The organism is Neobacillus vireti (assembly GCF_001026695.1).
GTDB classification, from domain to species: domain Bacteria; phylum Bacillota; class Bacilli; order Bacillales; family Cytobacillaceae; genus Neobacillus; species Neobacillus vireti.
In genome coordinates this window covers 30,121-56,733 of sequence record NZ_LDNB01000025.1, presented here as the reverse complement: position 1 = coordinate 56,733, position 26,613 = coordinate 30,121, and the positions used below count along the sequence as shown (strand labels likewise).

Below are 26,613 nucleotides of genomic sequence, written 5' to 3'. Positions count from 1 at the left end.
TCAGCTTGGTAGAGCACTTGGTTTGGGACCAAGGGGTCGCAGGTTCGAATCCTGTCTTCCCGACCATTCTTCTTACTTCTTTATGGGGCCTTAGCTCAGCTGGGAGAGCGCCTGCTTTGCACGCAGGAGGTCAGCGGTTCGATCCCGCTAGGCTCCACCTTGATTTAATTATATATATTTGGCGGTGTAGCTCAGCTGGCTAGAGCGTACGGTTCATACCCGTAAGGTCGGGGGTTCGATCCCCTCCGCCGCTACCAAATATCTTAAAGTTGTATTCTACTTGGACCTTTAGCTCAGCTGGTTAGAGCAGACGGCTCATAACCGTCCGGTCGTAGGTTCGAGTCCTACAAGGTCCACCATTAGCTTCATCTTATTACGGAGGAATACCCAAGTTTGGCTGAAGGGATCGGTCTTGAAAACCGACAGGCGGGTCATACCGCGCGGGGGTTCGAATCCCTCTTCCTCCTCCATATTATCTTTATTATTATTATTGTCGCGGGGTGGAGCAGTCTGGTAGCTCGTCGGGCTCATAACCCGAAGGTCGCAGGTTCAAATCCTGTCCCCGCAATTCGGTCTGGTAGTTCAGTTGGTTAGAATGCCTGCCTGTCACGCAGGAGGTCGCGGGTTCGAGTCCCGTCCAGACCGCCATATGTTGGCTCAGTAGCTCAGTCGGTAGAGCAAAGGACTGAAAATCCTTGTGTCGGCGGTTCGATTCCGTCCTGAGCCACCATTTTTATTTGAATAGATTGTTGTTATGGCGATTGTGGCGAAGTGGTTAACGCACCTGATTGTGGTTCAGGCATTCGTGGGTTCGATTCCCATCAGTCGCCCCATATTATTTTTTTGCGGGTGTAGTTTACTGGTAAAACCTCAGCCTTCCAAGCTGATGTAGTGGGTTCGATTCCCATCACCCGCTCCAAAATATGGGCCTATAGCTCAGCTGGTTAGAGCGCACGCCTGATAAGCGTGAGGTCGATGGTTCGAGTCCATTTAGGCCCATTATCATATAATCATATTTATATTATTCCGCAGTAGCTCAGTGGTAGAGCTATCGGCTGTTAACCGATCGGTCGTAGGTTCGAGTCCTACCTGCGGAGCCATTTATGGGGAAGTACTCAAGAGGCTGAAGAGGCGCCCCTGCTAAGGGTGTAGGTCGGGTAACCGGCGCGAGGGTTCAAATCCCTCCTTCTCCGCCATAAAATTTTTGGCCCCTTGGTCAAGCGGTTAAGACACCGCCCTTTCACGGCGGTAACACGGGTTCGAATCCCGTAGGGGTCATACAAAAAAACTGATGATAATTATCATCAGTTTTTTTGTGTTCTTTTTTAGATTGTCCAGATCAATCCTCACCAATTTTCCCTTATCTTTGGTTTGTTTTCACAAAAAACATTATATCTAGATAGCATTTTTCTTTAAACTATATTCTCGGATATATTGGTACCGCTTACATTCTCCTTCGATGAACTAATTTCAGACTATTCTTTTATTAAAAATCAAATAATTTTTTTGCTTCATTTTTAAAAAAATTTATAAAAAACTTTATAGAATTTTGTCGTTTACTGCAAAATAATATGTCGATCTGTGCTGAAATTTGATGAATAACCCCTCATTATAACAGCCTGTATCGGTTGTTGTCAGAAAAGATAAAAAAGTTTTTCGAGGCATATGCTTCATTTGCACTTATAATTGGTCTTTGAAATACATATTTTCATTGAGGATGAGGAGAGCCATGACAGTGAACACGATATTTCCGACTGATTATCAGCTGCACTTATTTCACGAGGGGAATTTTTTTCAAAGTCATCAGCTTTTTGGCGCTCATATCTTTAAGGATTCCGACAAGGTTTATACACGTTTTTGCGTATGGGCACCTAATGCCAGCCAGGTACGGCTTACGGGCGATTTTAATAACTGGAATGGTGATGGATATGAACTAAGAAAAGTTAATGATGAAGGCGTATGGATTCTAATTTTAAACCAGGAACTAGAAGGCAGGCTTTATAAGTATGAAATAATCTCACAAACAGGGGAAAGATTTTTAAAAGCAGATCCGTTTGCATTTTATTCGGAATTAAGGCCAAATACTGCTTCAGTTGTGTATTCGTTAAGCAGTTATGAGTGGGAAGACGACCATTGGATGAAGCGAAGAGAAAAACAGAACCTTTTATCAGAGCCTGTAGTCATTTATGAAATCCATCTAGGGTCCTGGCGAAAAAAACCAGACGGAAGCTTTCTGTCCTATAAAGAATTGGCCGCAGAAATTATTCCATATGTAGTGGAGCATGGCTTTACCCATATAGAATTATTGCCACTTGTCGAGCATCCGCTCGACGATTCGTGGGGATACCAAGGAACAGGTTACTTTTCTGCAACATCCAGATATGGTACACCTGATGACTTTAGATACTTTATTGATCAATGTCATCAGCATGGGATTGGTATCATTCTTGATTGGGTTCCCGGGCACTTTTGCAAGGATGCGCATGGCTTATACCGCTTTGATGGAACACATATTTATTCTTACAGCCATGCTGAAGATAGAGAAAATGTAGTATGGGGTACAGCGAACTTTGACCTTGGAAAGGGAGAGGTACAAAGCTTCCTCATCTCAAACGCACTTTTTTGGATAGATTATTTTCATATTGATGGGTTTCGGACGGATGCGGTTGCTAATATCATTTATTGGTCTAATTCCTTTGGAAATAAACGCGAAAATTCATTTGGAATTAACTTTTTGAAAAAGTTAAATAAGGAAGTCCATGAATATGATCCGCATTTTTTAATGATAGGAGAGGATTCCACCGATTTCCCTCAAGTAACAGGTCCCGTTCAGTACGGCGGGCTTGGGTTTGATTACAAATGGAATATGGGCTGGATGAATGACATGCTGGAATATGCAGAAACACCGCCATTTTCACGTTCAGAAGTTCATACAAAAGTCACTTTTTCACTTTTATATACCTATTTAGAAAACTTTATGCTGCCATTTTCGCACGATGAAGTGGTTCATGGGAAAAAGTCGCTCCTAGATAAAATGCCGGGGGATTATCGGGAGAAATTTGCCCAGCTAAGACTGTTACTAGGTTACATGTTTGCGCACCCAGGAAAGAAACTATTATTTATGGGCTTTGAATTTGGCCAGTTTTCCGAATGGAAGGATAAAGAACAACTTGATTGGAACTTAATGGAATATGGCATGCACGAGAATCTAAATGCATATGTAAAAGTATTGATTAAACTGTATAAGCGTTCAAAAGCACTATATGAATTGGATCATTTACAGGATGGATTTGAGTGGATTGACGCCAACAACAGCAATCAATCAATTTTCTCATTTATTCGTAAAGGGAAGAAAGAAGCAGATAGCCTCATCATTATTTGCAACTTTACAGCAATTAGCTATCCGGTTTATCGGATTGGGGTCCCTAAATTGGGTGAATATCGAGAAATATTTACTAGTGATCAAGAAGAATACGGTGGGACTGGATTGATAAATAAAAAAACAATTTTGGCAATGGAAGAGCCATTTCATGGGCAGCCATATTCAATTAATTTAACAATTCCCCCGTTTGGTTTTCAAATAATAAGACCAGTAAACAAACGAAAGGAGAGAAAAGGAAATGGCAAAGAAAAAGTGCGTAGCCATGCTGTTAGCAGGGGGGAAAGGAAGCAGGCTTAATTCGCTGACTAAGGAATTGGCGAAGCCGGCTGTACCCTTTGGCGGAAAATATAGAATTATCGATTTTACGTTGAGTAATTGTACCAATTCAGGTATCGATACGGTAGGGGTTCTTACTCAATACCAGCCGCTGCTGTTAAACTCTTATATTGGAATTGGGAGCGCCTGGGATCTTGATCGCAAAGATGGCGGTGTGACTGTTTTACCGCCGTATAGCGAGTCTTCGGAAGTAAAGTGGTATACCGGGACGGCAAGTGCAATCTATCAGAACATGAATTATTTAAAGCAATACCAGCCTGACTATGTATTAATCCTGTCAGGCGACCATATTTACAAAATGAATTACGAGAGCATGCTGGAATATCATATTGAAAAAAGGGCCGATGTCACGATTTCATTAATTGAGGTTCCCTGGGCGGAAGCGAGCCGATTTGGGATCATGAATACAAATGAGGATTTGAGAATAGTAGAGTTTGAGGAAAAGCCTAGCAGCCCGAAGAATAATCTAGCATCTATGGGTATTTATATTTTTAGCTGGAATATTCTGAAGGAATATTTAGAAATGGATGATCGTAATCCTGAGTCGAGTCATGATTTTGGGAAAGATGTGATTCCGATGCTGCTCGAGGAAAATAAGAAATTGTTCGCATATCCTTTTAAAGGATATTGGAAGGATGTCGGAACGGTTCAAAGCCTGTGGGAAGCGAATATGGATTTATTGAATGAAGAATGTGAGCTAGATTTGTTTGATCACGACTGGAGAATTTATTCTGTCAATCCGAATCAGCCGCCGCAATATATTTCTTCTGATGCGATTGTTAGAGAGTCGCTGATTAACGAGGGCTGTACGATTAACGGGGAAATTGAAAAATCTGTTTTATTTCAAGGTGTATCGGTTGGAAGCGGCTCGACGATTAAAGAATCCGTCATTATGCCTGATGCTGTTATTGGCAGCAATTGTTTGATTGAAAGGGCCATTGTTCCATTTGATGTTAAAATACCAGACGGGACCGTGATTCGTTCATTTGAAGATGAAATTATTCTTGTGACTGAAGAAATGTTAAGCGGGTTGTACTCTGCTTTTTAATTATATATTTGGGGGGACTTGGATTGAAAAGAAGGCTTTTGGGTGTAATTGATGCAACTACTTACCATGAAGATTTAGAGGATCTGCTCACACACCGTTCATTAGCGGCCCTGCCTTTTGCAGGACGGTACCGGATTATTGATTTTGTGCTATCGAATATGGTGAATTCAGGGATCCGCAGTGTGGCAATTTTTCCAAAGATGCAGTATCGTTCGTTAATGGATCATCTTGGTTCAGGGAAAAATTGGGATTTAAATCGAAAGCGTGATGGTTTATTCTTTTTTCCATCACCTATAGTTGATACCGATGGGAATAGAATTGGTTCATTTGAACATTTTGCAGCCAATTTAGACTTTTTCTACCGAAGTACTCAGGAGTATTCCATAATTTCTAATTGTTATACCATTTTTAATATGGACTTCCGACCAATACTTGACTGGCATAGTGATTCTGGTTGTGATATTACCGAAATCCGCCATCAAGATAGCGGTTCAATGGAAATGTACTTAATTAAAACCTCCCTGTTGATTAAATTGATCGAAACAAGACATGAAACAGGCTATTCATGTATGAAGGATGTCGTGAACAATCGCCACCCTCTTTATAACATTTGCCACTATGAATACGACGGTTATGCAGTGATGATAGATTCAATCGAAAACTATTATAATACCAGCATGAATTTGCTTAAAACTGATTACTGGAAGCAATTATTTATCAAAGAACAGCCAATCTTTACAAAGGTAAAGGATGAGCCGCCGACCAAATATATTAAAGGTTCATTTGTAAAAAATGCAATGATTGCCAATGGATGCCTGATTGGCGGGACGGTGGAAAATAGCATCGTTTCCCGTGGGGTGAAGATTGGCAAGGGAGCAGTTATAAAGAACTGCATAATTATGCAGAAGTGCCAAATTGAAGAAAATTGTTATTTAGATTCGGTAATTTTAGATAAAGATGTGAAAGTGGACGCTGGAACCCATATATCCGGAACAACTGCTTCACCTTATGTGATTCGTAAGGGGACAAAGCAAGGAGCGTTGATGAACACATGAAAGTATTATTTTCCGTTTCAGAATGCGGACCATTTGCAAAATCGGGGGGACTTGCTGATGTTGCCGGTTCGCTTCCCAAAGAATTGAGAAGTCTTGGAACAGATGTCAGGGTCATTCTCCCTAAATACGGAACCATTTCTGATGATTATAAGAATGAAATGAAGAAGCTCAAGGAATTCTCCGTTCCTGTCGGTTGGAGAAATCAATATTGCGGTATCGAGGAGCTTACGCATCAGGGAGTTACCTATTATTTTGTCGATAATGAATACTACTTTAAACGTGAACAGCTATACGGTTTTTTTGATGATGGAGAAAGATTTGCCTATTTTAATCGGGCGGTTTTAGAAACACTGGCAGAGCTGGACTTTTTCCCGGATGTGCTCCACTGCCACGACTGGCATACTGCTATGATTCCCTATCTATTAAGGACGGAGTATTACAAGAGAAAAGGCTATGGTTTAATGCGGACGGTATTTACGATTCATAACCTACAATTCCAAGGGGTTTTTCCAAAAGAGGTTCTTGGAGATTTGTTAGGGATGGATCATCACTCCTTTCACCCAGGCCATTTAGAGTTTTTCGGGAATATCAATTTTATGAAGGGAGCGCTTGTCGCCGCTGATAAAATTACGACGGTGAGCCCAACCTATAAAGATGAAATTCAAACGGAAGTTTACGGGGAAAAACTAGAGGGTTTATTACGAGAAAGAAATGATGATATTGTAGGAATATTAAATGGAATAGACGATGACTTCTATAATCCGGCAGAAGACCCATTGATTTATCAACCCTTTACAGCCGATAATCAGCGAAATAAGCAAATTAATAAACGAGAAATCCAAAAGCAGTTTGGGTTGCGGCAAAGCTCTAGAACTCCTTTATTAGTGATGATTTCCAGGCTCACAAAGCAAAAAGGGCTTGATTTAGTGAAATGCGTCCTTCGGGAAATATTGCAAGAGGATTTACAGGTGATCATTCTAGGTACCGGCGATTTTGAATATGAAGAGCATTTAAGGCAGGCTGCCCGCATTTACCCGGAGAAGTTAAAGGTTCATACTGGTTTTAATGAGGAACTTGCTCATAAGCTATATGCAGCGGCAGATATGTTCTTAATGCCATCCTTATTTGAGCCATGCGGTCTCAGCCAGTTGATTGCGATGAAATACGGGGCGATCCCAATTGTTCGTGAGACAGGAGGCTTAAATGATACGGTAAAGGCCTGGAACGAATTTACTGGCGAAGGAAACGGCTTTTCCTTCCGAAACTTCAATGCCCATGAAATGCTCGCGACCATTCAAAGAGCAATAGGTTTTTATCATGATACCGATACCTGGGAATCAATTGTAAAACAAGCAATGGACATGGATTATAGCTGGGTACAGTCCGCGTTTCGTTATAACCAGCTATATGCTGAGCTCATCTCAAGGAGTGAAACCCATGTTTTCTAGTACCGCCGAATTTAAGGGGAATTTTCTAAAAAGACTTGAGATGGTATCTGGGAGGAGTTTTTCGGAAAGTACGCCTAGAGACTACTATCAAACTCTTGGCCAGATGATTCGTGAATTTGTCAGCCATGATTGGATTACAACCAATGAAAAATATCTAGCGGCAAAGGGAAAGCAGGTTTACTACCTTTCAATTGAATATTTATTAGGGAAACTATTAAGACAAAATTTAATCAACCTTGGTGTCGAAGAAATTGTGCAGGCCGGTCTTCAGGAACTCGGGATTGATTTGGGGGAGCTTGAGGAATTAGAAGCAGATGCAGGCTTAGGAAACGGCGGCTTAGGAAGACTGGCCGCCTGTTTCTTAGATTCACTTGCTTCACTGAATTTACCGGGACATGGACATGGCATTCGATATAAGCATGGCTTATTTGAGCAGAAAATTGTCGATGGCTATCAAGTCGAACTGCCTGAACAATGGCTGCGGAGCGGCAATGTTTGGGAGATCCGCAAGGCGGATTGTGCGGTGAAAATTCCGTTTTGGGGCAAGGTGGAAGCAAAGCAGGAAAAGGGCCGGCTCGTCTTTTATCATCTGAACGCAGAGACGGTTACCGCTGTCCCACACGACATGCCAGTACTTGGATTTCAAGCAAAAACCGTTAATACGTTAAGACTTTGGAATGCGGAGCCATCCCAGTTTCCATTTCATGAAGATATCTTAAAATATAAGCGGGAAACAGAAGCGATTTCTGAGTTTTTATATCCGGATGATACCCATGATGAAGGAAAGATTTTAAGGCTAAAGCAGCAATATTTTTTAGTGTCGTCAAGTATTCAATCCATCTTAAAAAACTACCGTAAAAAGCACAGCAGCCTGAACTCACTCCATGAACATGTTTGTATTCACATCAATGATACCCACCCTGTCCTTGCGATTCCAGAGCTGATGAGGCTCCTTATCGATGAGGAGGGATTTGATTGGGAACAGGCCTGGCAGATTACCACACATACGATTTCGTATACGAATCATACAACCTTATCAGAGGCATTAGAAAAATGGCCGATTCGCATTTTCCGGCCGTTATTGCCGCGAATATATATGATTGTAGAAGAAATTAATGAGCGCTTCTGTCAACAGCTATGGGAACAGACTCCAGGCGATTGGGAGCGGATTGCAAGACTAGCAATTCTTGCTGATGATTATGTCAAAATGGCTCATTTGGCTATTGTTGGCAGCTTTAGTGTCAATGGAGTTGCAAAGCTGCATACAGATATTTTAAAGAAACGGGAGATGAAACCTTTTTATCAGCTCTATCCCGAGAAATTTAATAATAAAACAAATGGGATTGCTTACCGGCGCTGGCTGTTAAAAGCAAATCCAATCTTATCATCCCTTATTACGGAAACGATTGGACCTGACTGGACTTATTCAGCAACTGACTTGAAACAGCTCCTGAATTATCAAAATGACGCCGTGTTTTTGGAAAAGCTGTTAAAAGTAAAAAAGGAAAATAAGCAAACCCTGGCTAAGATCATATTTGATAAGACTGGTACAGCCGTGGACAATGGTGCGATTTTTGATGTACAGGTGAAACGGCTCCATGCTTATAAACGCCAGCTGCTAAATGTTTTGCACATTATGCACCTATATAACCGGATAAAGGAAGATTCAAGTTTTTCGCTCGTCCCAAGGGTGTTTATTTTTGGAGCTAAAGCTTCACCAGGATATTATTACGCCAAAAAAATAATCAAATTAATCAATACCGTAGCTGAAAAAATAAATAATGATCCAGTAGTGGCCGACAAACTAAAAGTAATTTTCCTTGAGAATTATCGTGTCTCACTTGCTGAAAAAATCTTTCCGGCAGCCGATGTGAGCGAGCAGATTTCCACGGCAAGTAAGGAAGCATCGGGAACAGGAAACATGAAATTTATGATCAACGGTGCCCTTACGGCAGGAACATTAGATGGCGCAAATATTGAGATTCGTGAATTGGTTGGGGATGATAATATTTTTACCTTTGGGTTAACCGCAGAGGAGGTTCTTCACTATTATCAACATGGAGGGTACCAATCCGTTGAATACTATCATCATGATTATCGGATCCTCCAGGCTGTTGACCAGCTAGTGAACGAATTTTTCCCAGGGGTGAATAATGAATTTGAACCAATTTTTGATTCGCTTTTGGAGGAGAATGATCAATATTTTGTCCTGAAGGATTTTGCCTCCTATGCCGAGATTCAGGGGAAAATTGGGGAAACATATAAGAATCAGCGCATATGGCAGCAAAAGTCGTTAGTGAATATTGCTAACGCCGGTTATTTCTCAAGTGACCGCACAATTCAGGAATATGCTGATGATATATGGAGAATAAAACCATTATAATAAAAGGCTCCTGCCGCGTGGCAGAAGCCTTTTATTTCAATCATCTCCTTTAATAACTTACCGCGTTAATTCGTTATAATATTATAAGTATACATTCTTTTCAACAGGTCTGTTGATTTCCACTCCAGGCGGCTTCGCTTTCCGCGGGCGTGCCGGTGAGCCTCCTCGGCGAAGACTCCTGCGGGGTCTCACCTGCCCCGTACTCCCGCAGGAGTCTTCGCCGCCTTCCGCTCCAATCAACAGTGTGGTATTAATAAAGACTTTCGATTCCAATAAATTATAAAAATAAGTGATGAAATCAATGCTTAAGCTAAAAGAATCTATCCAAAGTGAATAGAAGTTTGTGACTATTGATAAATTAGTTCCAGTCGACCACCTTCTTCGTCTTGTTAACAAATATATAGATTTTTCATTTTTTTAGATAAAGTTCATGCATTTGATAGTGAGGATAATGGCCACCCATCTGATCTCCTTTTCCTTTGTATACAATTCACTTACCCAGATTAGAAAAAGTGTGTTGCCATTCTTTAGTTTGATTTTACACCCCTGTTGATTGGAGCGGAGGGCACTCGACTCCTGCGGGATAAAGAGGTCACTGGAGACCCAGCAGGCGCCAAAGGCGCCGAGGAGGCTTCAGGACCTCCCCGCGGAAAGCGAGTGCCTGGAGCGGAAATCAACAGGCCCAATTGCAGGGACAATCAATAAAATTGATATTTAGATTCTGACAAAAATAAAAAATTGTCGAGAAAAATACCCTTTCTCGACAATCTGAAAAGGCTCCTGCCACGTGGCAGAAGCCTTTTCTTTATGATACAAAGTGTCCGATGAAAATTCCAATTGCGAGTAAAAATCCAAAAATCGTATTGGTTTGTGCTGTTGCTTTCATCGCTGGTGCCATTTGAATCGGTAAGCTGTTTTCAATAAAACCTTTTGTCGCTTTAATTGCTTTGGGTGCACTTAGGATCACGATGGCTGTCCAAACGGGTATCACACCGCTGATAATAAGGGCAAGAACCCATAAATAAGAGATAATGAACATCACGGCTAGTAAGTTAATTGCTTTCTTTTTTCCTAATAAAATGGCTACTGTTTTCCGGCCATTTTCTTTGTCACCATCGAGGTCACGGATATTATTGGACAACATAATCATGCCAACCAAAATCATACTCGGAACCGATACAAGAATACTTGTGCGCTCCACTGTCCCTGTTTGTATGAAAAATGAAATTAAGATAATCAGCATTCCCATAAAGAAGCCGGAAAAAATTTCCCCAAATGGTGTATAAGCTATCGGAAACGGTCCGCCGGTATAAAAATAGCCAACTGCCATACAAACAAGACCAACAATGGCTAGCCACCAGCTGCTGTTTGCACAAATATAAACCCCTAATAATAAGGCGATACCGTAAAAACCAAAAGCAAGTTTGATGACTGTCTTTGGCTTGATTCCATCACGGACAATGGTCCCGCCAATCCCGACTGAGTGTTCAGTGTCAAGGCCGCGTTTGAAATCGAAATATTCATTAAACATATTGGTTGCTGCTTGAATTAATAAACTGGCGATCAGCATCGCAAGAAAAAGCCCGATATGAATGTTGCCGTTCCGAAGGGCTAATGCGGTACCAAGTAATACTGGTACGAAGGCAGCGGTTAACGTGTGGGGCCGCGTCATTTGCCACCAAACTTGAACACCACGATTTGACTCAACAGCAGGTTTCGGATTTTGCTGTAAATTTGGCTGCATATTGTTCTCTCCCTTTTATAAAATTTCTATATAATATTTCATTTTAATAGGTTAAAGGTCATTGCCCAACCCTTAGTGTATGGAATTCCCGTAATAGTGTCAATTGATTTTTGCTATCAAAATTAGAAGATAATCCCTTTCTGTTTATAATTGAATGGTTCGTGAGAAATAATAATAGTGAAAATACTGTTAAATTCATTTCCCGCCACAATGTGAAGATTTGATATATAATAAGGATAGATAGTGACAACTATTATTGACTTCATTACAATGAAGGTAGTAACTTAAAATAAGTAATAAAATGAATGGATAACAGTCATTTCGGCTGTTTTGGAGGGATTTGTTTGGTTACCATTCAAGAAACAGAAATAAAGGAAAGAGGTCTTTTGGCTGTTAAGCGTGCGAAAGAATTAAGCAAGCCTATTTTGGTAAGTGAAGTTCATAAAATTGACACGGTTAATCCTTTGGCCTTTTTTAAGGCAGGAAAAGAACGCTTTTGCGGGGAACGTTTTTTTTGGAAAGACCCAACAGATGAAATTGTCCTTGTTGGACTTGGAATTTCTAAACAAATTCAGTCGGATCAGGTTACTGACCGCTTTTTTCATGTTGAAAAAGAGTGGGATAAATTTTTAAAGGATAGCCTCATTTATAATACATATACTGAAATCGCCGTTGGTCCTCTGATGTTCGGTGGATTTTCCTTTGATCCATTAAAAGAAAAAACAGAGCTCTGGTCCAAATTTGCTGATTCGTTGTTCCATATACCAAAATATTTATTGAGTATCATTAAAGGGCAGGCTTATATAACAACCAATACCATTTGTACCCCTCATGATGATCTATCCTTATTTAGTAAGATAATCGAAGAGAGAAATCTGATTCTGCATTCTTTAACCACAAATTATCGAGCAAAGCCGACGTCTCTTTTAAGGACAAATGAAATTATGCCGAAAAAATGGAAAGAGTCTGTTGATGGGGTTGTGAAAGAATTAACAAATGGCCCCTTAAAGAAGGTAGTCCTTGCCAGGGAGCTCCGGCTCATTTTTGACGGCCAAATTGAGGCGGAGAATGTACTAGATCGTTTATTCTCGCAGCAGCAAGAAAGCTTTATCTTTGCCTTTGAATCAAATGGCGATTGTTTTATTGGGGCTTCTCCAGAGAGACTTGTTAAAAAGCAGGGGAATGAAATTTTTTCTACTTGTCTTGCCGGTTCTATTTCCCGTGGGGAAACGGAACAGGAGGATAGGCTATTAGGGGAGAAATTATTAACAGACCAGAAGAACCTTATTGAACATCAGTACGTGGTAGAAATGATTAAGGAAGCATTAGAAGAATCGTGCCATGAAATGATCCTGCCTGATAAACCGCAGCTTATGAAAATTAGGGATATTCAGCATCTTTATACACCAGTCATCGGTAAGTGCCATAAAGATACTTCACTAATGTTATTGGTGGAAAGACTTCATCCGACACCAGCTCTCGGTGGGCTTCCAAAAGATGCAGCCGTGGAAAAAATCCGCCAGGTTGAAGTGCTTGATCGTGGTTTTTATGCAGCACCATTAGGATGGGCAGATTATCGTCGCAATGGTGAATTTGCTGTATCTATCCGTTCCGGGCTCTTGCAGGGTGAGGAGGCATCATTGTTTGCCGGCTGTGGTGTCGTTGCCGATTCGGAAGCAGAAAGCGAATATTTAGAGACAAGTTTGAAGTTTACACCAATGCTTCGAGCTCTTGGAGGAAAATAATATGGGTCATCAAGAATCATTAACAGCTTATATTGCTGCCTTTGTGGCAGAGCTTTATTCTTCAGGAATAACCGATGTTGTCGTCAGCCCTGGTTCGAGGTCTACTCCGATGGCAATGGTAATGGCCGAACATCCTGAATTAAAAGTCCATATTCATGTGGACGAACGTTCGGCTGCTTTTTTTGCCTTAGGAATTGCCAAGGCAACAAACAGGCCAGCTGCCATTCTTTGTACATCAGGTACAGCTGCAGCGAACTATTTTCCGGCGATTGTCGAGGCACATTCCTCCCGGGTACCGCTTGTGGTTTTGACGGCAGACCGGCCCCATGAACTAAGAGAAGTTGGCGCACCCCAGGCGATTAATCAAATCCATTTATATGGGCAGCATGTGAAATGGTTTGCCGAAATGGCTTTACCTGAGGAAAATAGGGAGATAATCCGCTATGCCCGGACCGTTTGTGCGCGGGCAGCAGCCATTGCAGCCCAGGCTCCCGCCGGACCTGTCCATTTGAATTTTCCATTCCGCGAACCGCTCATTCCGAAACTGGATGAGGAGCTATTCCAGCTGGAGGAACGGCCAAAAGGATATGTAAAGGTTCAAAGCGGGGAGTTAACGTTAGAGAATAACCATTTTCAAGACATTGCTGAAAAGCTAAAAGGGAAAGAAAGAGGCATTATCGTTTGTGGCAACACGAGCGATAATCGTTTTGCTATGGCCGTAACACGGCTTTCCGAGGCGTTAAACTTTCCGATTTTAGCGGATCCGTTATCACAACTTCGAAGCGGCAGCCACAATCAGGATAATATAATTGAAACCTATGATACTTTTTTAAGAAATGAAGACGCGAAAACCTTTCTAAAGCCGGAGGTTGTTTTACGTTTCGGGGCGATGCCTATTTCTAAAGCATTATCGAATTTCTTAAAAGAAAATCACGGGGCAGAGCAATTTGTTATTGATGGCGGCGGCGGCTGGCGTGACCCGGCAGCATTATCCACAGAAATGATTTTTTGCAATGAAGCAATCTTTTGCGAACAGCTGTTATGCTTTCTCGATACCAATTCTTCGTCTGGATTTTTGCAGGATTGGCAAAGCCTCAACGTTCTTACAAAAGAAAATATGTCTCTTGTTAAAGACTTAACTGAATTAAGTGAAGGTAAATTGTTCTATCAGTTGGTGGATATGCTGCCAGAGGGAGCAACCCTGTTTGTGGGAAATAGTATGCCAATCCGCGATTTGGATAGTTTTTTCCTCAATAATGATAAATCAATTAAGGTCATGGCAAACAGGGGGGCTAATGGGATAGATGGGACGGTTTCAACCGCCTTGGGAGCTGCTTTATATTCGAAATCCTTATATCTGGTTCTCGGTGACCTAACCTTCTTCCATGATTTAAATGGTCTCATTGCAGCTAAGCTGTACAATATCGATATTCATATCATTCTTGTTAACAATAATGGCGGCGGAATATTCTCTTTTCTGCCACAATCTGAACACCCTAAAAACTTTGAGCTTTTGTTTGGTACACCGCTAAATCTTGAATTTGAACACGCTGTTCGGATGTTTAACGGAAAGTTTACAAAAATTAAAGACTGGAACCACTTAGACATGGAAATGAAAAACACAATTGAAAATAGTGGAATCCATGTTTTCGAGGTTGTGACAAATAGAGATAGTAATCGAGACGAGCACCGCGAATTTTGGCGCACCGTTTCCCAGGAAATATCAAATTTTGTCAATGGTGCGCAGTAGTGGATGTGGTTATTGATGAGATCTGCTATCATGTCGAAGTTTGCGGAGGAGGTTTTCCGCTTTTACTGCTGCATGGATTTACCGGTGACGCATCCACATGGACATCGTTTTGCCATGACTGGGGTCAGCACTCGAAATTAATTGTCCCTGATATTATCGGACATGGAAAAACGGAGTCGCCCGAAGAGCTTGACCGTTATCAAATCGAATCCGCTGCAAATGACTTAAATAAGATCCTCGATGTGTTGGGTGTGAATCAAGTGGATTTGCTAGGTTACTCGATGGGAGGCAGGCTTGCCCTAACCTTTGCCATTCTGTTTCCCGACAGGGTGCGGAAATTAGTGTTAGAAAGTGCTTCTCCCGGCCTCTTGATAGAGGACGAGAGAGTATCTCGCCGTATGAATGATGCCGAATTAGCAAAATGTATTAGAGAAAAGGGCATTAAGCCGTTTGTAGATTATTGGGAAGAGATTCCCCTCTTTTCAACAATGAAGCGGCTTTCAAAGGACATTAATGAATCAATAAGAGCCCAGCGGTTAAATAACTCTCCTGAGGGACTTGCCAATAGTCTACTTGGTATGGGAACTGGCTCGCAGCCTTCTTGGTGGGGACCACCTTTAAAGCGCCTGGAATGTGAGGTATTATTGGTGACAGGCGCAGAAGATGAAAAGTTCTGCAGGATTGCTGAAGGAATGCTGAAGGATCTAAAGAACGGCACTTGGATTGCTGTTGAAAACAGCGGTCATGCAATTCATGTGGAAGAACGGGAAAAGTTTGGTACAATAGTAAGTGGATTTTTACATAAATAAAGGAGGTTTTTATTTTGACAGTTGAATGGGTTGCAGGACGCAAGTATGATGAAATTTTATATGAAACGTATAATGGAATCGCAAAAATCACAATTAACCGCCCACATGTACATAATGCTTTTACACCGAAAACGGTTATGGAATTGATTGATGCTTTTGCTTATGCACGCGATGATTCCAATGTTGGAGTTATTGTGTTAACTGGTGCTGGAGAAAAGGCATTTTGCTCTGGCGGCGACCAAAAGGTAAGAGGACATGGCGGTTATGTTGGCGAGGATCAGATTCCGCGTCTTAATGTTCTTGATCTCCAGCGCTTAATTCGTGTTATTCCAAAGCCGGTTATTGCCATGGTTAAGGGGTATGCGATTGGCGGCGGCCATGTTCTTCATATCGTTTGTGACTTAACGATTGCTGCAGATAATGCTGTTTTTGGACAAACTGGACCGAAAGTGGGCAGCTTCGATGCTGGTTACGGCTCAGGTTACCTGGCAAGAATTGTCGGCCATAAAAAGGCACGTGAAATTTGGTTCTTATGCCGCCAATACAATGCGCAGGAAGCACTTGATATGGGCTTAGTTAATACAGTTGTTCCTTTAGAGAAAGTAGAAGAGGAAACAATCCAATGGTGTGAAGAAATCCTTGAGAAAAGTCCAACAGCGCTTCGTTTCTTGAAAGCAGCGATGAATGCTGATACAGACGGCTTAGCAGGGCTGCAACAATTTGCAGGTGACGCGACATTACTTTATTATACAACGGATGAAGCCAAAGAAGGCCGTGATTCCTTTAAGGAAAAGCGCAAGCCAGATTTCGGTCAATTCCCGCGTTTTCCTTGATTTTAAGCTTTTACAACAGCTTGATGGTATCCATCAGGCTGTTTTTCTATAAAAGGGAAGGTGCCAAAATGCAAAACGAAACAATGCCGAATTTTTTAAAGAATAGAGCTTTTCTTACCCCTGAAAGAACAGCTGTTTACTTTAAGGAACAAACATTAACATTTAAGGAACTTTATGATCGCACTCATGAAACAGCAGGCCAGATCCAGGCCTTTGGTGTACAACAAGACCAGTTTGTTGGCGTATTATTGAAAAACCATCTTGATACCGTGGTAATTTTGTTTGCCCTCCAGCTATTAGGGGTCAAAGCGGTCATCTTGAACAATCGTTTATCCCCAGCAGAATTAGTTTGGCAATTGAATGATTCGAAAGTAGCATCCCTGATCCTTGAAGATTCTTTTGCTGAAATCGAACAAGAAATTAACCAACAAACCGCCAGCTTGAAAACCATAACGAAAGAGCGACTCTTTCAAATGGAAGCAGCAATGCCTGCTATTAAAGACGAGATTTGCCTTTCGCAAATCTGTACCATCATGTATACATCAGGCACGACCGGAAATCCAAAAGGTGTCATGCAAACATATGGCAACCACTGGTGGAGCTCGGTCGGCTCAGCGCTAAATTTAGGCTATACCAAAAGCGATTGCTGGCTTTGTTCCGTTCCGCTTTTCCACATTAGCGGGTTCTCGATTCTCATGCGCAGTGTTATCTATGGCATGCCATTTGTCCTCCATGAACGCTTTGATGTGGAACGGACGATTGCGGATATTTCCAGGAAAAAGGTTACAATCATGTCAGTGGTTGGAACAATGCTTTCACGGATAGTTGAAAAGCTTGAAGACAGGCGGCTTCCAGAGCATTTCCGCTGTATGCTATTAGGAGGTGGCCCCGCACCATTACCATTATTACAAGCATGTGTGAAGAAAGATATTCCTGTCTTTCAATCGTATGGAATGACGGAATCCTCCTCACAAATCGTAACACTATCTCCCGAATACAGCCTAACAAAGCTGGGGTCAGCTGGAAAACCTTTGTTCCCGGCACAGCTTAAAATTGTCGATGAAAACGGCTTACCGGCAAAAGCCAGTGAAGCTGGTGAAATCATCGTAAAAGGACCAAATGTTACACCAGGTTATTTAAATCGTCAGGAAGCAACGGAAGAAAAGTTCCATGCTGGCTGGTTTTCTACTGGAGATATTGGCTATGTAGATGAGGAAGGGTTCTTGTATGTCCTCGACCGCCGTTCTGATTTAATCATTTCCGGTGGAGAAAACATCTACCCAGCAGAAATCGAAGCAACGCTGTTAGCCCATCCTGCAGTTGCCGATGCAGGGGTGACGGGTATTGCTGATGCGAAGTGGGGGCAAGTGCCGATTGCCTTTATCGTAAAAAACAATACGGTTTCCGAGGATGAGCTTCAACAATTTTGTCTAGAAAAGCTTGCAAAGTACAAGGTGCCGAAAGCATTTTACTTTATTGAAATGCTTCCTAGAAATGCGGCAAAAAAACTGCTGCGAAGACAACTCCGGGAGTGGGTGGCTGATAAATGAAGATAGCCTCAGTTGAAATTTCTGTCATTCAAATGCCCTTAAAGTCCCCATTTCTAACGCATTTAGGCGCTGTGAAAGACCGTGTGGGCATTATTGTAAAGGTAACCAACAATGATGGCATTTCAGGATTTGGCGAAGGTGTGGCCTTTTCTACGCCATGGTATACCGAAGAAACGGTGGAAACTAGTTTACATATGTTAAAGGATATTTTGATTCCCTTGTTGCAAAAACATCCAATAAATCGTCCAGAGGAGGCTTCCAATCTTTTCAGTTCGATTAGGAGAAACAATATGGCAAAGGCTGCATTAGAAACGGCCCTTTGGGATTTGGATGCGAAGAGCCACTCAGAGCCTCTTTCTAAAATGATTGGCGGCACACGCGAAATCATTGCTTCCGGCGTAGTTGTTGCAACCGATTCAACAGCAAAGGCACTAGGGCAAATTGAACAATATCTCGATGAGGGGTATCAGCGGATCAAAGTGAAAATGAATCCAAATCAGGATTACTCTTTTCTTGCAGAAATTCGACGCCATTATCCGGACTTGCCGCTTATGGCAGATGCCAATTCAGCCTATACATTAAAAGATATTGACCGATTAAAGGCTCTTGATGAATTTAACTTGATGATGATTGAGCAGCCGCTGGCACATGACGATATTATCGAACACGCTGTGCTGCAAAAGGAAATCCGCACTCCAATTTGCTTGGATGAAAGCATCGTCAGCTTTGATGATGCTAGAAAAGCAATTGAATTCGGGAGCTGTAAGATGATTAATATTAAAGTAGGTCGGGTAGGCGGGCTGTATGAAGCCAAACGAATACATGATTATTGCTTTGAAAGGGGAATTCCGGTCTGGTGCGGCGGGATGATTGAATTTGGCATTTCCCGTGCACATAATATTGCTCTCGCTACACTACCTGGATTCACCATTCCAGGTGATATATCCGCATCCAGCCGGTTTTGGGAAGAAGACATCATCTCCCCAGAAGTAACCATTGAAAATGGCTATATTACCGTACCAAAGGCTCCTGGTATCGGGTTTGAAATAAATGAAAAAAAACTTCAAGAAATCCTATTATCCAAGAAAACATTTGTTTTTTAAAAAAAGCTGTGTTAAAGCATATTGTTGATTTTGAGCACAATGTTGATTGGAGTGGAAGGCGCGAGACTCCTGCGGGAGCAGCGGGACAGGTGAGACCCCGCAGGCGCTTTAGCGCCGAGGAGGCTCACCGCCCGCCCCGCGGAAAGCGAAGCGCCTGGAACGGATATCAACATTCACTTTTAACACAGCCTAAAAAAGAACCAGGCGAAAAAGATGCCTGGTTCTTCAATCATTATAGATCACTTGCTTCAAACGTTTTACAGTCAGTTTCTTTAGTCGAATCAGCCGTTTCACCGGTATGGCTGACAACGTAGATTTTATCGGCACTGCATTTATTGCCTTTTGCCCAAAACGTACAGTTATTCACTTCACATAAAACATCTTGTGCCATTCGTATCACTCCTTAAATTTTCTGCAATACAGTGATAGCATTTGCTGATGTCGATAACAGCATGCTAGAAAACGTAAGGAAGTAGATGTGAGAATTGGCAAAGAGACCAAAATCTTTCTAGTTTAATTATTTAATGCTGTATTTAAGGTCTCAAGATTTTTACTCATTAAGGAAAAATACGTTTCTTTATTTTTAATGTCATCTCTGGATAAAACAGCGAGATTATGAATCGGCAATGCTTTTGCACCAATTTCTTTTTGAACAACCTTGCCAAGTTTAGATTGCACATTTTGTTCGAAAAGAATATAATGTAAGCCCTCATGATCGGCGACAGAAATAATTTTTTCTAGTTCCTTTTGTGTCGGTTCATTTGTCGTCGAAAGTCCTGAAATACTGATTTGTTCAATTCCATAACGATGTTCCCAATAGCCAAACGCTGCATGGGTGACAATAATTTTTTTATGCTTTGCATTCGTTATGGTTTGCTCATACTGCTTGTTTAAATCATCTAATTCTAAGGCAAGCTTTTGATAATTTTCAGTGAAAATTTCTTTGTTTTGCGGCATTTTTTTAACTAATTGATCACGAATAACTGCAGCCATTTCCTTTGAATAAAGTGGATCAAGCCATACATGCGGGTTTACATCCCCGTGGTGGTGGTCATCATGCCCATCTTCATCTTCTTCATCGGCATGAACATCTTTTGGTAACTGAAGCTTATCGGCAGCAGGTACTAAGGTAACATTTTCGTTTTTCAACGTTCCTTTTGCTTTTTCCACAAAGCCTTCAAGTCCAAGCCCAATGTAGAAAAATAAGTCTGAATCTGCCAAGTTCATCATATCTTTTTGGGATGGTTCAAAGGTATGTTCATCGGCACCTGGAGGGTAGATTGTTTTTACGTCGACATATTTACCGCCAATCCGTTCTGTAAAGTACTGAAGAGGGAAGACTGTGGTATAGATCGTTAACTGGTCCTTCTTTGTTTGTGTCTGGTCTTTTTTATTTGAACAGGCGGATAATATCAGACTCAATGGTAAAAAAATAGAAAGAATAAGAATAATTTTTTTCATAAAGGCTCCTTCATGTTGTTAAATCGATATTATTACGATTTAATGCCGAAAAATTTTAAAAAAATATAAAATATAATACGGAACGATTCCGATTTCCTTATGTATCTTACAAAAAATATCGCCAAAATGCAAGTATAAAATTTGAAATAAACATGGTCTTTTATGTATGCTGAAAAAGAAAGGTGGAATTTAAATGAACAACTCAACTATTTTGAATGAAATTCTCGAGCATAATAAAAATTTCGTAGAAAATCGTGAATATGAGAAGTATGAAACAACGAAATTTCCTAATAAGCGGATGGTTATCCTTACTTGTATGGATACACGATTATTGGAATTATTGCCGAAGGCCTTAAACCTGGGAAATGGTGATGCCAAGCTGATTAAAAATGCTGGAGCGCTTGTCTCACACCCTTTTGGAAGTATCATGCGGAGTATTTTGATTGCAATTTATCAATTGAAGGCAGAGGAAGTTTTAGTTATTGCTCATTATGATTGTGGAATGAGCGGCTTAAAAGCAGAACCCGTGATTGAGAGTATGAAAGAACGAGGAATTTCCGAAGAAACGATTGATACACTAGATTATTCAGGTATCGACATTAAACAGTGGCTTCATGGATTTGATAATGTGACAGAGAGTGTAGAGCATAGCGTTAATATTATTAAACATCATCCGTTAATGCCGAATGGTGTTCCAGTACATGGATTGGTCATTGACCCTAAAACAGGAAAGCTTGATCTCATTGTTGATGGTTATCAGGCGTAGGTTTTTTCTCTGGAACCGGGTCTAAGCCGCCTGGATGAAAAGGATGGCATTTTGCTATCCTTTTAATGGTAAGCCAGCCGCCCTTTAAAGCACCAAAGCGCTGAACTGCTTCTAAACCATAATGCGAACAAGTTGGATAAAATCGGCATGTTGGTGGTTTTAAGGGTGAAATGACGACCTGATAAAAACGAATAATGGAAAGAAAGACTTTTTTCAACATTGAATGATCTCCTTCATACTGATTACTTACACGATAACACAAAAAAAATTTTTCGGCTAAATTTTTAAATTTGATTATGTGGATGAAAAAACTCGGAATTTATAGTATGATAGGGAATAGATGATAAAAGGAGTGATATTCATGCCTTCAGTTGAAAGCTTTGATTTAGATCATAATGCTGTGAAAGCCCCTTATGTAAGACATTGCGGTGTCCATAAGGTAGGAAGTGACGGCGTTGTTAATAAATATGATATCCGTTTTTGCCAGCCAAATAAACAGGCAATGAAGCCTGATGTGATTCATACTTTAGAGCACCTGCTTGCCTTTAATCTGCGCAACCATTCCGAGAAGTATGACCACTTCGACATTATTGATATCTCGCCGATGGGCTGCCAGACTGGGTATTACCTAGTAGTCAGCGGTGAGCCGACTGTGGAGGAAATTATTGATCTTCTTGAGGATACAATGAAGGATGCAGTTGAAATTACCGAAATTCCAGCGGCAAATGAGCGCCAATGCGGCCAAGCAAAGCTCCATGATTTAGAAGGTGCGAAACGATTAATGCGTTTCTGGCTTGAGCAAAGCAAAGACGATTTAAAACAAGTATTCGCCTAATAATATAAAAAATTCCTATTCGCTAAGAATAGGAATTTTTTTACGCCTTCTTTTGTTCTTGTTCTTGTTCTGTCAACTCTAGGTCGACATATGGGTTATTTTCTAATGGATCAACAGTATGTTTATACGTATAGGCTTTTGAAGTGGTAATAACCGCGAGAAGCAAAACGACAATGACAATAATAATACTAACTACTAATATCGTATAGAACATTTTCTAGTGCCCCCTTTACACTACATTGTAACATGAAAAACTCATATATTAAGTACAAAAGGCATAAAAAAGGAAGCTGTTTTCAGCCTCCTCTTATTTTGGTATGTAAAATCAATGAATGTTTCTAGGATAGTAAGTATTCGTGCGTTGTTGTCCGTACTCTTCTTTGGCGAATTTCCCCTTTAAGCTTTCAATTAGGTATAAACCCATTAAGTCATAAAGTTCCTGTTTATCCATTTCTTGAATTAAGGCAATCAGGTCTGCTTGCGACATCTCTTCTAAGAAGGCAAAGGCAAGCATATCAATATCCTCTTCATCGCCGGTAAGCTTGTTCCGGTACATTTCATATAATTCATCGACTAATTTCAATTTCAGCACCTCCTCAATTTTCACTCATACTTATTCCATTCCCATAAAAAGATAAATTAATCCCTCCATTTTATAATTATAATTGACTGAAAAATCTGTTTTCTTGATCGTATGTTTATTATAGCGTATTCATTTCTAAAAAATGAGTCGAATTTTGAAAAAGAATAAATTTTATCTGTTTGTGGATTAATAAAAAGAAAAGGGGATGACATAATGACAGAGCAGAAGAAAACCTATTATATAGATGTTGGAACGGGGGGAATATTCCAAAGTGCCACAGGTTCGACTTGGAGCTATAAAATACAAGCAACTGATGAAGAAATTATCGAGCTTCGTAATTTGTTTAATCAAAACTATTCGACTGAGTGGAAAAACTTTTTCAGAGCACACATACCTTATCTTGAATATCACCATGACCGTTCAAACGATGCATACGACAGTACGATTCAGCAGGTGTATGGCATGCTCCATAAGCTTGGTGATGATGAAGCAAAAAGCCATATTGAAAGTATGAATATATTGCCTTATGGAGATTAACGACTAGAAGGAAAATCTAAATTATTTATGGGTTTTCCTTTTTTTCGTTTATAATTAGAGCATTAAAAATATGAGGCAGGTTTTGAAATGTTACAGTTTTTTGATGATAACGGAAACAAGGTGGAACTGTCATTTGCGCAAGTCACATTCCAAGAGGAAGCAAAACATGTTTTGGTTATTTGCCAATTTGGAGAAGGATGGCTTTTAACCAATCATAAACAAAGGGGACTTGAATTTCCCGGCGGCAAAAGGGAAGCTGGCGAGACCCTTGAGGAGGCCGCAAGACGAGAGGCCTATGAAGAGACCGGAGCTATTCTTGCTGATTTGAACTTTTTGGCGCAGTACAGAGTTCAAGACGAAAAGTGCCCCTTTGTAAAGTCTGTTTTTTGGGGAAAGGTACAAAGGGTAGAAGAAACAAGCAATTACTACGAAACAAATGGCCCAGTTACCATCAACGGCGATATTTTACAATTGCGGTTCGGGGAAGAATACAGCTTTATCATGAAGGATCAGGTCGTTGAGGAATGTATTGCCCGCATTCAAATGCTGCAAAAGGAAAAAGAATAGCAGGAAGCTCGCGCTATACCGCTATTCTTTGATTAGTTTTTTTTCAAGAAGTTCCACGAGCTGGTACATAATCGTAGCGATAACAGCAATTACTAAAAGTGATAAGAACACGAGGGTAAAGTTAAAAACTTGAAAGCCATAAATAATCATGTACCCAAGACCGCGGGATGATACAAGGAATTCTCCAACGATGACACCTACCCATGACAAACCGACATTCACCTTTAAGGTTGAGATAATTGTTGGAAAACTTGCTGGTAAAATCGCTTCCTTAAAGCATTGAAAGCGCGAGGCCCCAAACGTTCGGAGCACTTTTACATAATTGGGATCAACCTCTTTAAATGAGGTATAAACAACGATGGTGGTAATGATAATCGAGATAATTGCCCCCATGGCTATGATTGAAGGGTACCCGGGAGAAAGCGCGACAATTAATATCGGACCAAGCGCTACCTTGGGCATGGCATTAAGGATAACCAGGTAAGGGTCAAGGATTTTTTGAAGCAGGGGCGACCACCAGAGAACAGCTGCTAAAATGGTGCCAAGTAAGGTACCAAGAATAAAACCAACAATTGTTTCGGTCATTGTTACACCGGTATGTGTCAGTAACGACCCGTCTTGTATTTTATTCAAAAATAAATGCCAGATTTTAGACGGCGAACTGAAAATTAGCGGGTCAATCCATTGCTTTTGACTTGATAGTTCCCAACTGGAGAAAAAGACGATAAAAATGACGGCTTGATAAAATCGCACCCGCCATCGCTCAATTTTTAACGAATGGATGTAATTTTTATGGAGGAGTTCTACTCTATTCTTCTGCTGATTCAAGGGACTCCAACTCCTTCCATATTGTTTGAAAGATGCTTGGGTATGCTTCGTGATTCCTTGCTTTAAACGGAGAAATCTTCCTCAATTCTTCCGGGATGGTAAAGGTTTTATAAATTCTCCCCGGACTAGGTGAAAGCAAAAAGACACGATCGCTCATGGCAATGGCTTCCCCGATATCATGGGTAACGAGAATTGCGGTTTTGCCGAATTCAGTTAATATATTTGACACTAGATCCTCTAGCTTTAGCTTTGTTTGATAATCGAGCGCGGAAAAGGGCTCATCGAGCATCAGCAATTTTGGCTCTGTAGCTAGTGTCCGTACCAACGCGACACGTTGCCTCATCCCGCCTGATAACTGCTTTGGCAGCTGTCTCTCCACACCGGTCAAGCCAATTTGCTTTAATAGCCCGAGTGCCGCTGATTTTGTTTTTTCATTTAATTGCTTTGACAGCTTCAGACCTAATAAAATGTTTTCCTCAATCGTTTTCCAAGGGAACAAATAATCCTGCTGCAGCATATAGCCTATGTCATTTTTGGCAGTGGAAATCGGTTTGTTTTCCAATAGAACAGTTCCAGTGGTCGGTTTTAGCAGACTTGAGATGATGGAAAGCAGGGTCGTCTTTCCACAGCCACTTGGGCCGAGGATGGAGACAAATTCCCCTTCCTCAACCTTAAGTGATATATTGGAGAGGGCCGTGGCGGCGGTGTCTTTCGTAAAGTAAGTATGGTGAATATCTTGAACTGTTAAGAAGCTCATGCTAAACGGCCTCCCTTTCGGTTTATTTTTTCATGACTTTTTCGGCAAACTCGGTATTGACGAGCGTTTTATAATCGACATCCTTCGGCAGCTCGCCCGCTTCATTCATAATATTTTTCAAGTTGGTCCATTCTTCTTCATCTAAAATGGGGTCCGTTGCAAACGAGCCTTGACTCTTATAGCGCTCAACAACGGTTTTCATAATTTGAGGGTCTGTATCCGGGAAATAGGATTCAACTGCTTTGGCAATTTCTTCTGCGCTGTGAGATTCGACCCACTGTTGCGCCTTGTAAACAGCTCTAGTGAATTTTTCAATCGTTGCATTGTTTTTCTTTATAAAGCTTTCTTTTGCCATAAAGCAAGTATAAGGAACATGGCCGGACTCTTTACCAAAGGAAGCGACAATGTGTCCTTTTCCTTCTTTTTCAAAAATGCTTGCAGTTGGTTCGAATAATTGTACGAACTCACCTGTGCCCGAGGCAAAAGCATTGGCGATGTTGGCAAAGTCAATATTTTGGATTAGAGTTAAATCTTGATGCGGGTCAATACCATGCTTCTTTAATACGAATTCACCTACCATTTGCGGCATCCCGCCTTTGCGCTGGCCAAGGAAGGTTTTGCCCTTTAATAAATCCCAGGAAAAATTGTCGATTTTATCCCGGGCAACGAGAAAAGTGCCGTCTGTTTGCGTCAGTTGAGCAAAATTGATAACAGGATCGTTCGCGCCCTGAGCGTATACATAAATTGAAGTTTCTGAACCAACGAGGGCAACATCTGCCCCTCCTGAAATCAATGCGGTCATTGTTTTGTCGCCGCCGGGAGTTGTTGTCAGTGTAACGTCTAAACCTTCCTCTTTAAAAAATCCTTTTGAAAGAGCAACATATTGCGGGGCATAAAAAATCGAGCGGGTGACTTCAGCAATCCGAACTTTTTCCAATTTCTTTGTTTTTGCATCGTCATTACTGTTGCAAGCAGCTAAAGAAAACATCAGAATAGCAATTAGAAGGAAGGAAAAACTGAACTTTACTGATTTTTTCATAAAAATATGAACCTCCTTAAATCTGGGCTGATTAACTAAGATTATCGTATGAAG

At 41.1% G+C, this 26,613-nt stretch carries 24 protein-coding genes and 13 tRNA genes; 28 read left to right on the top strand and 9 right to left on the bottom strand.

Features of this window, described 5'->3' with window-relative positions; translation table 11 throughout:
• The first annotated feature begins 84 nt into the window (after positions 1-84).
• The 18 genes from AA980_RS25555 to AA980_RS25470 all read left to right on the top strand — a co-directional run bounded on the left by AA980_RS25555 (position 85) and on the right by AA980_RS25470 (position 9,652).
• Positions 85-157 (top strand) — tRNA-Ala (locus AA980_RS25555).
• Positions 158-180: 23 nt separating this feature from the next.
• Positions 181-257 (top strand) — tRNA-Met (locus AA980_RS25550).
• A 25-nt stretch (positions 258-282) separates the two neighbouring features.
• Positions 283-359: transfer RNA gene (locus AA980_RS25545), tRNA-Ile, on the top strand.
• An 18-nt stretch (positions 360-377) separates the two neighbouring features.
• A tRNA-Ser gene (locus AA980_RS25540) sits at positions 378-470 on the top strand.
• Between the two features lie 24 nt (positions 471-494).
• Positions 495-568 (top strand) — tRNA-Met (locus AA980_RS25535).
• Positions 569-571: 3 nt separating this feature from the next.
• A tRNA-Asp gene (locus AA980_RS25530) sits at positions 572-648 on the top strand.
• Positions 649-654: 6 nt separating this feature from the next.
• Positions 655-730: transfer RNA gene (locus AA980_RS25525), tRNA-Phe, on the top strand.
• Positions 731-757: 27 nt separating this feature from the next.
• Positions 758-833 (top strand) — tRNA-His (locus AA980_RS25520).
• Between the two features lie 12 nt (positions 834-845).
• A tRNA-Gly gene (locus tag AA980_RS25515) sits at positions 846-919 on the top strand.
• 6 nt (positions 920-925) lie between these two features.
• Positions 926-999, top strand: a tRNA-Ile gene (locus AA980_RS25510).
• 26 nt (positions 1,000-1,025) lie between these two features.
• Positions 1,026-1,100, top strand: a tRNA-Asn gene (locus tag AA980_RS25505).
• 5 nt (positions 1,101-1,105) lie between these two features.
• Positions 1,106-1,196: transfer RNA gene (locus tag AA980_RS25500), tRNA-Ser, on the top strand.
• Between the two features lie 10 nt (positions 1,197-1,206).
• Positions 1,207-1,278 (top strand) — tRNA-Glu (locus tag AA980_RS25495).
• A gap of 451 nt (positions 1,279-1,729) precedes the next feature.
• Positions 1,730-3,679 (top strand): 1,4-alpha-glucan branching protein GlgB, encoded by a 1,950-nt coding sequence (gene glgB / locus AA980_RS25490; protein ID WP_034725473.1) that lies wholly within the window; start codon positions 1,730-1,732, stop codon positions 3,677-3,679.
• Positions 3,621-4,766 (top strand): glucose-1-phosphate adenylyltransferase, encoded by a 1,146-nt coding sequence (locus tag AA980_RS25485; RefSeq protein ID WP_024031271.1) that lies wholly within the window; start codon positions 3,621-3,623, stop codon positions 4,764-4,766. Before glgB ends, AA980_RS25485 begins: the two co-directional genes overlap by 59 nt.
• Positions 4,767-4,789: 23 nt before the next feature.
• Positions 4,790-5,821: a GlgC family sugar phosphate nucleotidyltransferase gene (locus AA980_RS25480; protein WP_024031272.1), complete on the top strand. Its 1,032-nt coding sequence runs from the start codon at positions 4,790-4,792 to the stop codon at positions 5,819-5,821.
• Positions 5,818-7,269, top strand: coding sequence for a glycogen synthase GlgA (glgA, locus tag AA980_RS25475; RefSeq protein ID WP_024031273.1), 1,452 nt, complete (start codon positions 5,818-5,820; stop codon positions 7,267-7,269). The genes AA980_RS25480 and glgA overlap by 4 nt, the downstream gene beginning before the upstream one ends.
• Positions 7,259-9,652 carry a glycogen/starch/alpha-glucan phosphorylase gene (locus tag AA980_RS25470; RefSeq protein ID WP_024031274.1) on the top strand — a complete coding sequence of 798 codons (2,394 nt, stop codon included), beginning with the start codon at positions 7,259-7,261 and terminating at the stop codon, positions 9,650-9,652. Before glgA ends, AA980_RS25470 begins: the two co-directional genes overlap by 11 nt.
• A gap of 805 nt (positions 9,653-10,457) precedes the next feature.
• Here the strand turns inward: AA980_RS25470 and AA980_RS25465 are convergent.
• A complete protein-coding gene (locus tag AA980_RS25465) occupies positions 10,458-11,396 on the bottom strand; it encodes a 1,4-dihydroxy-2-naphthoate polyprenyltransferase (RefSeq protein WP_024027848.1) in 939 nt (312 codons plus the stop codon).
• 344 nt (positions 11,397-11,740) lie between these two features.
• On the opposite strand from AA980_RS25465, the gene AA980_RS25460 reads away from it, so the two are divergent.
• From AA980_RS25460 to menC, 6 genes are all read left to right on the top strand, one after another.
• Positions 11,741-13,141, top strand: a complete 1,401-nt coding sequence (locus AA980_RS25460; protein ID WP_024027849.1) for an isochorismate synthase — start codon at positions 11,741-11,743, stop codon at positions 13,139-13,141.
• A gap of 1 nt (position 13,142) precedes the next feature.
• Positions 13,143-14,891 carry a 2-succinyl-5-enolpyruvyl-6-hydroxy-3-cyclohexene-1-carboxylic-acid synthase gene (gene menD, locus AA980_RS25455; RefSeq protein WP_024027850.1) on the top strand — a complete coding sequence of 583 codons (1,749 nt, stop codon included), beginning with the start codon at positions 13,143-13,145 and terminating at the stop codon, positions 14,889-14,891.
• Positions 14,891-15,700 carry a 2-succinyl-6-hydroxy-2,4-cyclohexadiene-1-carboxylate synthase gene (menH, locus tag AA980_RS25450; protein ID WP_024027851.1) on the top strand — a complete coding sequence of 270 codons (810 nt, stop codon included), beginning with the start codon at positions 14,891-14,893 and terminating at the stop codon, positions 15,698-15,700. Before menD ends, menH begins: the two co-directional genes overlap by 1 nt.
• Before the next feature lie 14 nt (positions 15,701-15,714).
• On the top strand, positions 15,715-16,533 hold the full coding sequence (menB, locus tag AA980_RS25445) for a 1,4-dihydroxy-2-naphthoyl-CoA synthase (protein ID WP_024027852.1): 819 nt from the start codon (positions 15,715-15,717) through the stop codon (positions 16,531-16,533).
• 68 nt (positions 16,534-16,601) lie between these two features.
• The gene (locus tag AA980_RS25440) at positions 16,602-18,083 is read left to right on the top strand and encodes an o-succinylbenzoate--CoA ligase (protein ID WP_024027853.1); all 1,482 of its coding nucleotides are present in this window, start codon (positions 16,602-16,604) and stop codon (positions 18,081-18,083) included.
• Positions 18,080-19,186, top strand: coding sequence for an o-succinylbenzoate synthase (menC, locus tag AA980_RS25435; RefSeq protein ID WP_024027854.1), 1,107 nt, complete (start codon positions 18,080-18,082; stop codon positions 19,184-19,186). The genes AA980_RS25440 and menC overlap by 4 nt, the downstream gene beginning before the upstream one ends.
• 232 nt (positions 19,187-19,418) lie before the next feature.
• Here the strand turns inward: menC and AA980_RS26715 are convergent, their stop codons facing one another.
• On the bottom strand, positions 19,419-19,577 hold the full coding sequence (locus AA980_RS26715) for a DUF1540 domain-containing protein (RefSeq protein WP_024030132.1): 159 nt from the start codon (positions 19,575-19,577) through the stop codon (positions 19,419-19,421).
• A 122-nt stretch (positions 19,578-19,699) separates the two neighbouring features.
• Positions 19,700-20,647: a metal ABC transporter solute-binding protein, Zn/Mn family gene (locus tag AA980_RS25430; protein ID WP_024030133.1), complete on the bottom strand. Its 948-nt coding sequence runs from the start codon at positions 20,645-20,647 to the stop codon at positions 19,700-19,702.
• Positions 20,648-20,840: 193 nt separating this feature from the next.
• Between AA980_RS25430 and AA980_RS25425 the strand changes: the two genes are divergently transcribed.
• Positions 20,841-21,413: a beta-class carbonic anhydrase gene (locus AA980_RS25425; protein ID WP_024030134.1), complete on the top strand. Its 573-nt coding sequence runs from the start codon at positions 20,841-20,843 to the stop codon at positions 21,411-21,413.
• On the opposite strand, the gene yidD is transcribed toward AA980_RS25425, so the two are convergent.
• Positions 21,388-21,633 (bottom strand): membrane protein insertion efficiency factor YidD, encoded by a 246-nt coding sequence (gene yidD / locus AA980_RS25420; RefSeq protein WP_034724778.1) that lies wholly within the window; start codon positions 21,631-21,633, stop codon positions 21,388-21,390. The two genes, AA980_RS25425 and yidD, sit on opposite strands and share 26 nt — an antisense overlap.
• A gap of 141 nt (positions 21,634-21,774) precedes the next feature.
• Here yidD and AA980_RS25415 point away from each other — a divergent pair, with 141 nt between their 5' ends.
• Complete coding sequence (locus AA980_RS25415) at positions 21,775-22,248, top strand: S-ribosylhomocysteine lyase (protein WP_024030136.1); 474 nt, start codon at positions 21,775-21,777, stop codon at positions 22,246-22,248.
• A 40-nt stretch (positions 22,249-22,288) separates the two neighbouring features.
• On the opposite strand, the gene ytzI is transcribed toward AA980_RS25415, so the two are convergent.
• Positions 22,289-22,462: a YtzI protein gene (ytzI, locus tag AA980_RS26710; RefSeq protein ID WP_024030137.1), complete on the bottom strand. Its 174-nt coding sequence runs from the start codon at positions 22,460-22,462 to the stop codon at positions 22,289-22,291.
• Positions 22,463-22,573: 111 nt separating this feature from the next.
• The gene (locus tag AA980_RS25410; protein WP_024030138.1) at positions 22,574-22,831 is read right to left on the bottom strand and encodes a DUF6154 family protein; all 258 of its coding nucleotides are present in this window, start codon (positions 22,829-22,831) and stop codon (positions 22,574-22,576) included.
• 213 nt (positions 22,832-23,044) lie between these two features.
• Between AA980_RS25410 and AA980_RS25405 the strand changes: the two genes are divergently transcribed.
• Together AA980_RS25405 and ytkD are read left to right on the top strand one after the other, a co-directional pair.
• Positions 23,045-23,368, top strand: a complete 324-nt coding sequence (locus AA980_RS25405; RefSeq protein ID WP_024030139.1) for a hypothetical protein — start codon at positions 23,045-23,047, stop codon at positions 23,366-23,368.
• Between the two features lie 87 nt (positions 23,369-23,455).
• On the top strand, positions 23,456-23,935 hold the full coding sequence (gene ytkD, locus AA980_RS25400; protein WP_024030140.1) for an RNA deprotection pyrophosphohydrolase: 480 nt from the start codon (positions 23,456-23,458) through the stop codon (positions 23,933-23,935).
• Between the two features lie 21 nt (positions 23,936-23,956).
• Here ytkD and AA980_RS25395 read toward each other — a convergent pair whose 3' ends face one another.
• The 3 genes from AA980_RS25395 to AA980_RS25385 are packed head-to-tail and all read right to left on the bottom strand — an operon-like array spanning position 23,957 to position 26,559.
• Positions 23,957-24,763, bottom strand: a complete 807-nt coding sequence (locus AA980_RS25395; protein WP_024030141.1) for an ABC transporter permease — start codon at positions 24,761-24,763, stop codon at positions 23,957-23,959.
• Complete coding sequence (locus tag AA980_RS25390) at positions 24,744-25,520, bottom strand: ABC transporter ATP-binding protein (protein ID WP_024030142.1); 777 nt, start codon at positions 25,518-25,520, stop codon at positions 24,744-24,746. Before AA980_RS25390 ends, AA980_RS25395 begins: the two co-directional genes overlap by 20 nt.
• A 22-nt stretch (positions 25,521-25,542) precedes the next feature.
• Positions 25,543-26,559 carry an ABC transporter substrate-binding protein gene (locus AA980_RS25385; protein WP_024030143.1) on the bottom strand — a complete coding sequence of 339 codons (1,017 nt, stop codon included), beginning with the start codon at positions 26,557-26,559 and terminating at the stop codon, positions 25,543-25,545.
• Positions 26,560-26,613 lie beyond the last annotated feature (54 nt).

What these genes read in the sequence shown, in the direction of transcription:
- glgB (WP_034725473.1), top strand. Translation starts at nt 1,730, where the DNA reads ATGACAGTGAACACGATATTTCCGACTGATTATCAGCTGCACTTATTT.
- AA980_RS25485 (WP_024031271.1), top strand. Translation starts at nt 3,621, where the DNA reads ATGGCAAAGAAAAAGTGCGTAGCCATGCTGTTAGCAGGGGGGAAAGGA.
- glgA (WP_024031273.1), top strand. Translation starts at nt 5,818, where the DNA reads ATGAAAGTATTATTTTCCGTTTCAGAATGCGGACCATTTGCAAAATCG.
- AA980_RS25470 (WP_024031274.1), top strand. Translation starts at nt 7,259, where the DNA reads ATGTTTTCTAGTACCGCCGAATTTAAGGGGAATTTTCTAAAAAGACTT.
- AA980_RS25465 (WP_024027848.1), bottom strand. Translation starts at nt 11,396, where the DNA reads ATGCAGCCAAATTTACAGCAAAATCCGAAACCTGCTGTTGAGTCAAAT.
- menD (WP_024027850.1), top strand. Translation starts at nt 13,143, where the DNA reads ATGGGTCATCAAGAATCATTAACAGCTTATATTGCTGCCTTTGTGGCA.
- AA980_RS25440 (WP_024027853.1), top strand. Translation starts at nt 16,602, where the DNA reads ATGCAAAACGAAACAATGCCGAATTTTTTAAAGAATAGAGCTTTTCTT.
- menC (WP_024027854.1), top strand. Translation starts at nt 18,080, where the DNA reads ATGAAGATAGCCTCAGTTGAAATTTCTGTCATTCAAATGCCCTTAAAG.
- AA980_RS26715 (WP_024030132.1), bottom strand. Translation starts at nt 19,577, where the DNA reads ATGGCACAAGATGTTTTATGTGAAGTGAATAACTGTACGTTTTGGGCA.
- AA980_RS25430 (WP_024030133.1), bottom strand. Translation starts at nt 20,647, where the DNA reads ATGAAAAAAATTATTCTTATTCTTTCTATTTTTTTACCATTGAGTCTG.
- AA980_RS25425 (WP_024030134.1), top strand. Translation starts at nt 20,841, where the DNA reads ATGAACAACTCAACTATTTTGAATGAAATTCTCGAGCATAATAAAAAT.
- yidD (WP_034724778.1), bottom strand. Translation starts at nt 21,633, where the DNA reads ATGTTGAAAAAAGTCTTTCTTTCCATTATTCGTTTTTATCAGGTCGTC.
- AA980_RS25415 (WP_024030136.1), top strand. Translation starts at nt 21,775, where the DNA reads ATGCCTTCAGTTGAAAGCTTTGATTTAGATCATAATGCTGTGAAAGCC.
- ytzI (WP_024030137.1), bottom strand. Translation starts at nt 22,462, where the DNA reads ATGTTCTATACGATATTAGTAGTTAGTATTATTATTGTCATTGTCGTT.
- AA980_RS25405 (WP_024030139.1), top strand. Translation starts at nt 23,045, where the DNA reads ATGACAGAGCAGAAGAAAACCTATTATATAGATGTTGGAACGGGGGGA.
- ytkD (WP_024030140.1), top strand. Translation starts at nt 23,456, where the DNA reads ATGTTACAGTTTTTTGATGATAACGGAAACAAGGTGGAACTGTCATTT.
- AA980_RS25390 (WP_024030142.1), bottom strand. Translation starts at nt 25,520, where the DNA reads ATGAGCTTCTTAACAGTTCAAGATATTCACCATACTTACTTTACGAAA.
- AA980_RS25385 (WP_024030143.1), bottom strand. Translation starts at nt 26,559, where the DNA reads ATGAAAAAATCAGTAAAGTTCAGTTTTTCCTTCCTTCTAATTGCTATT.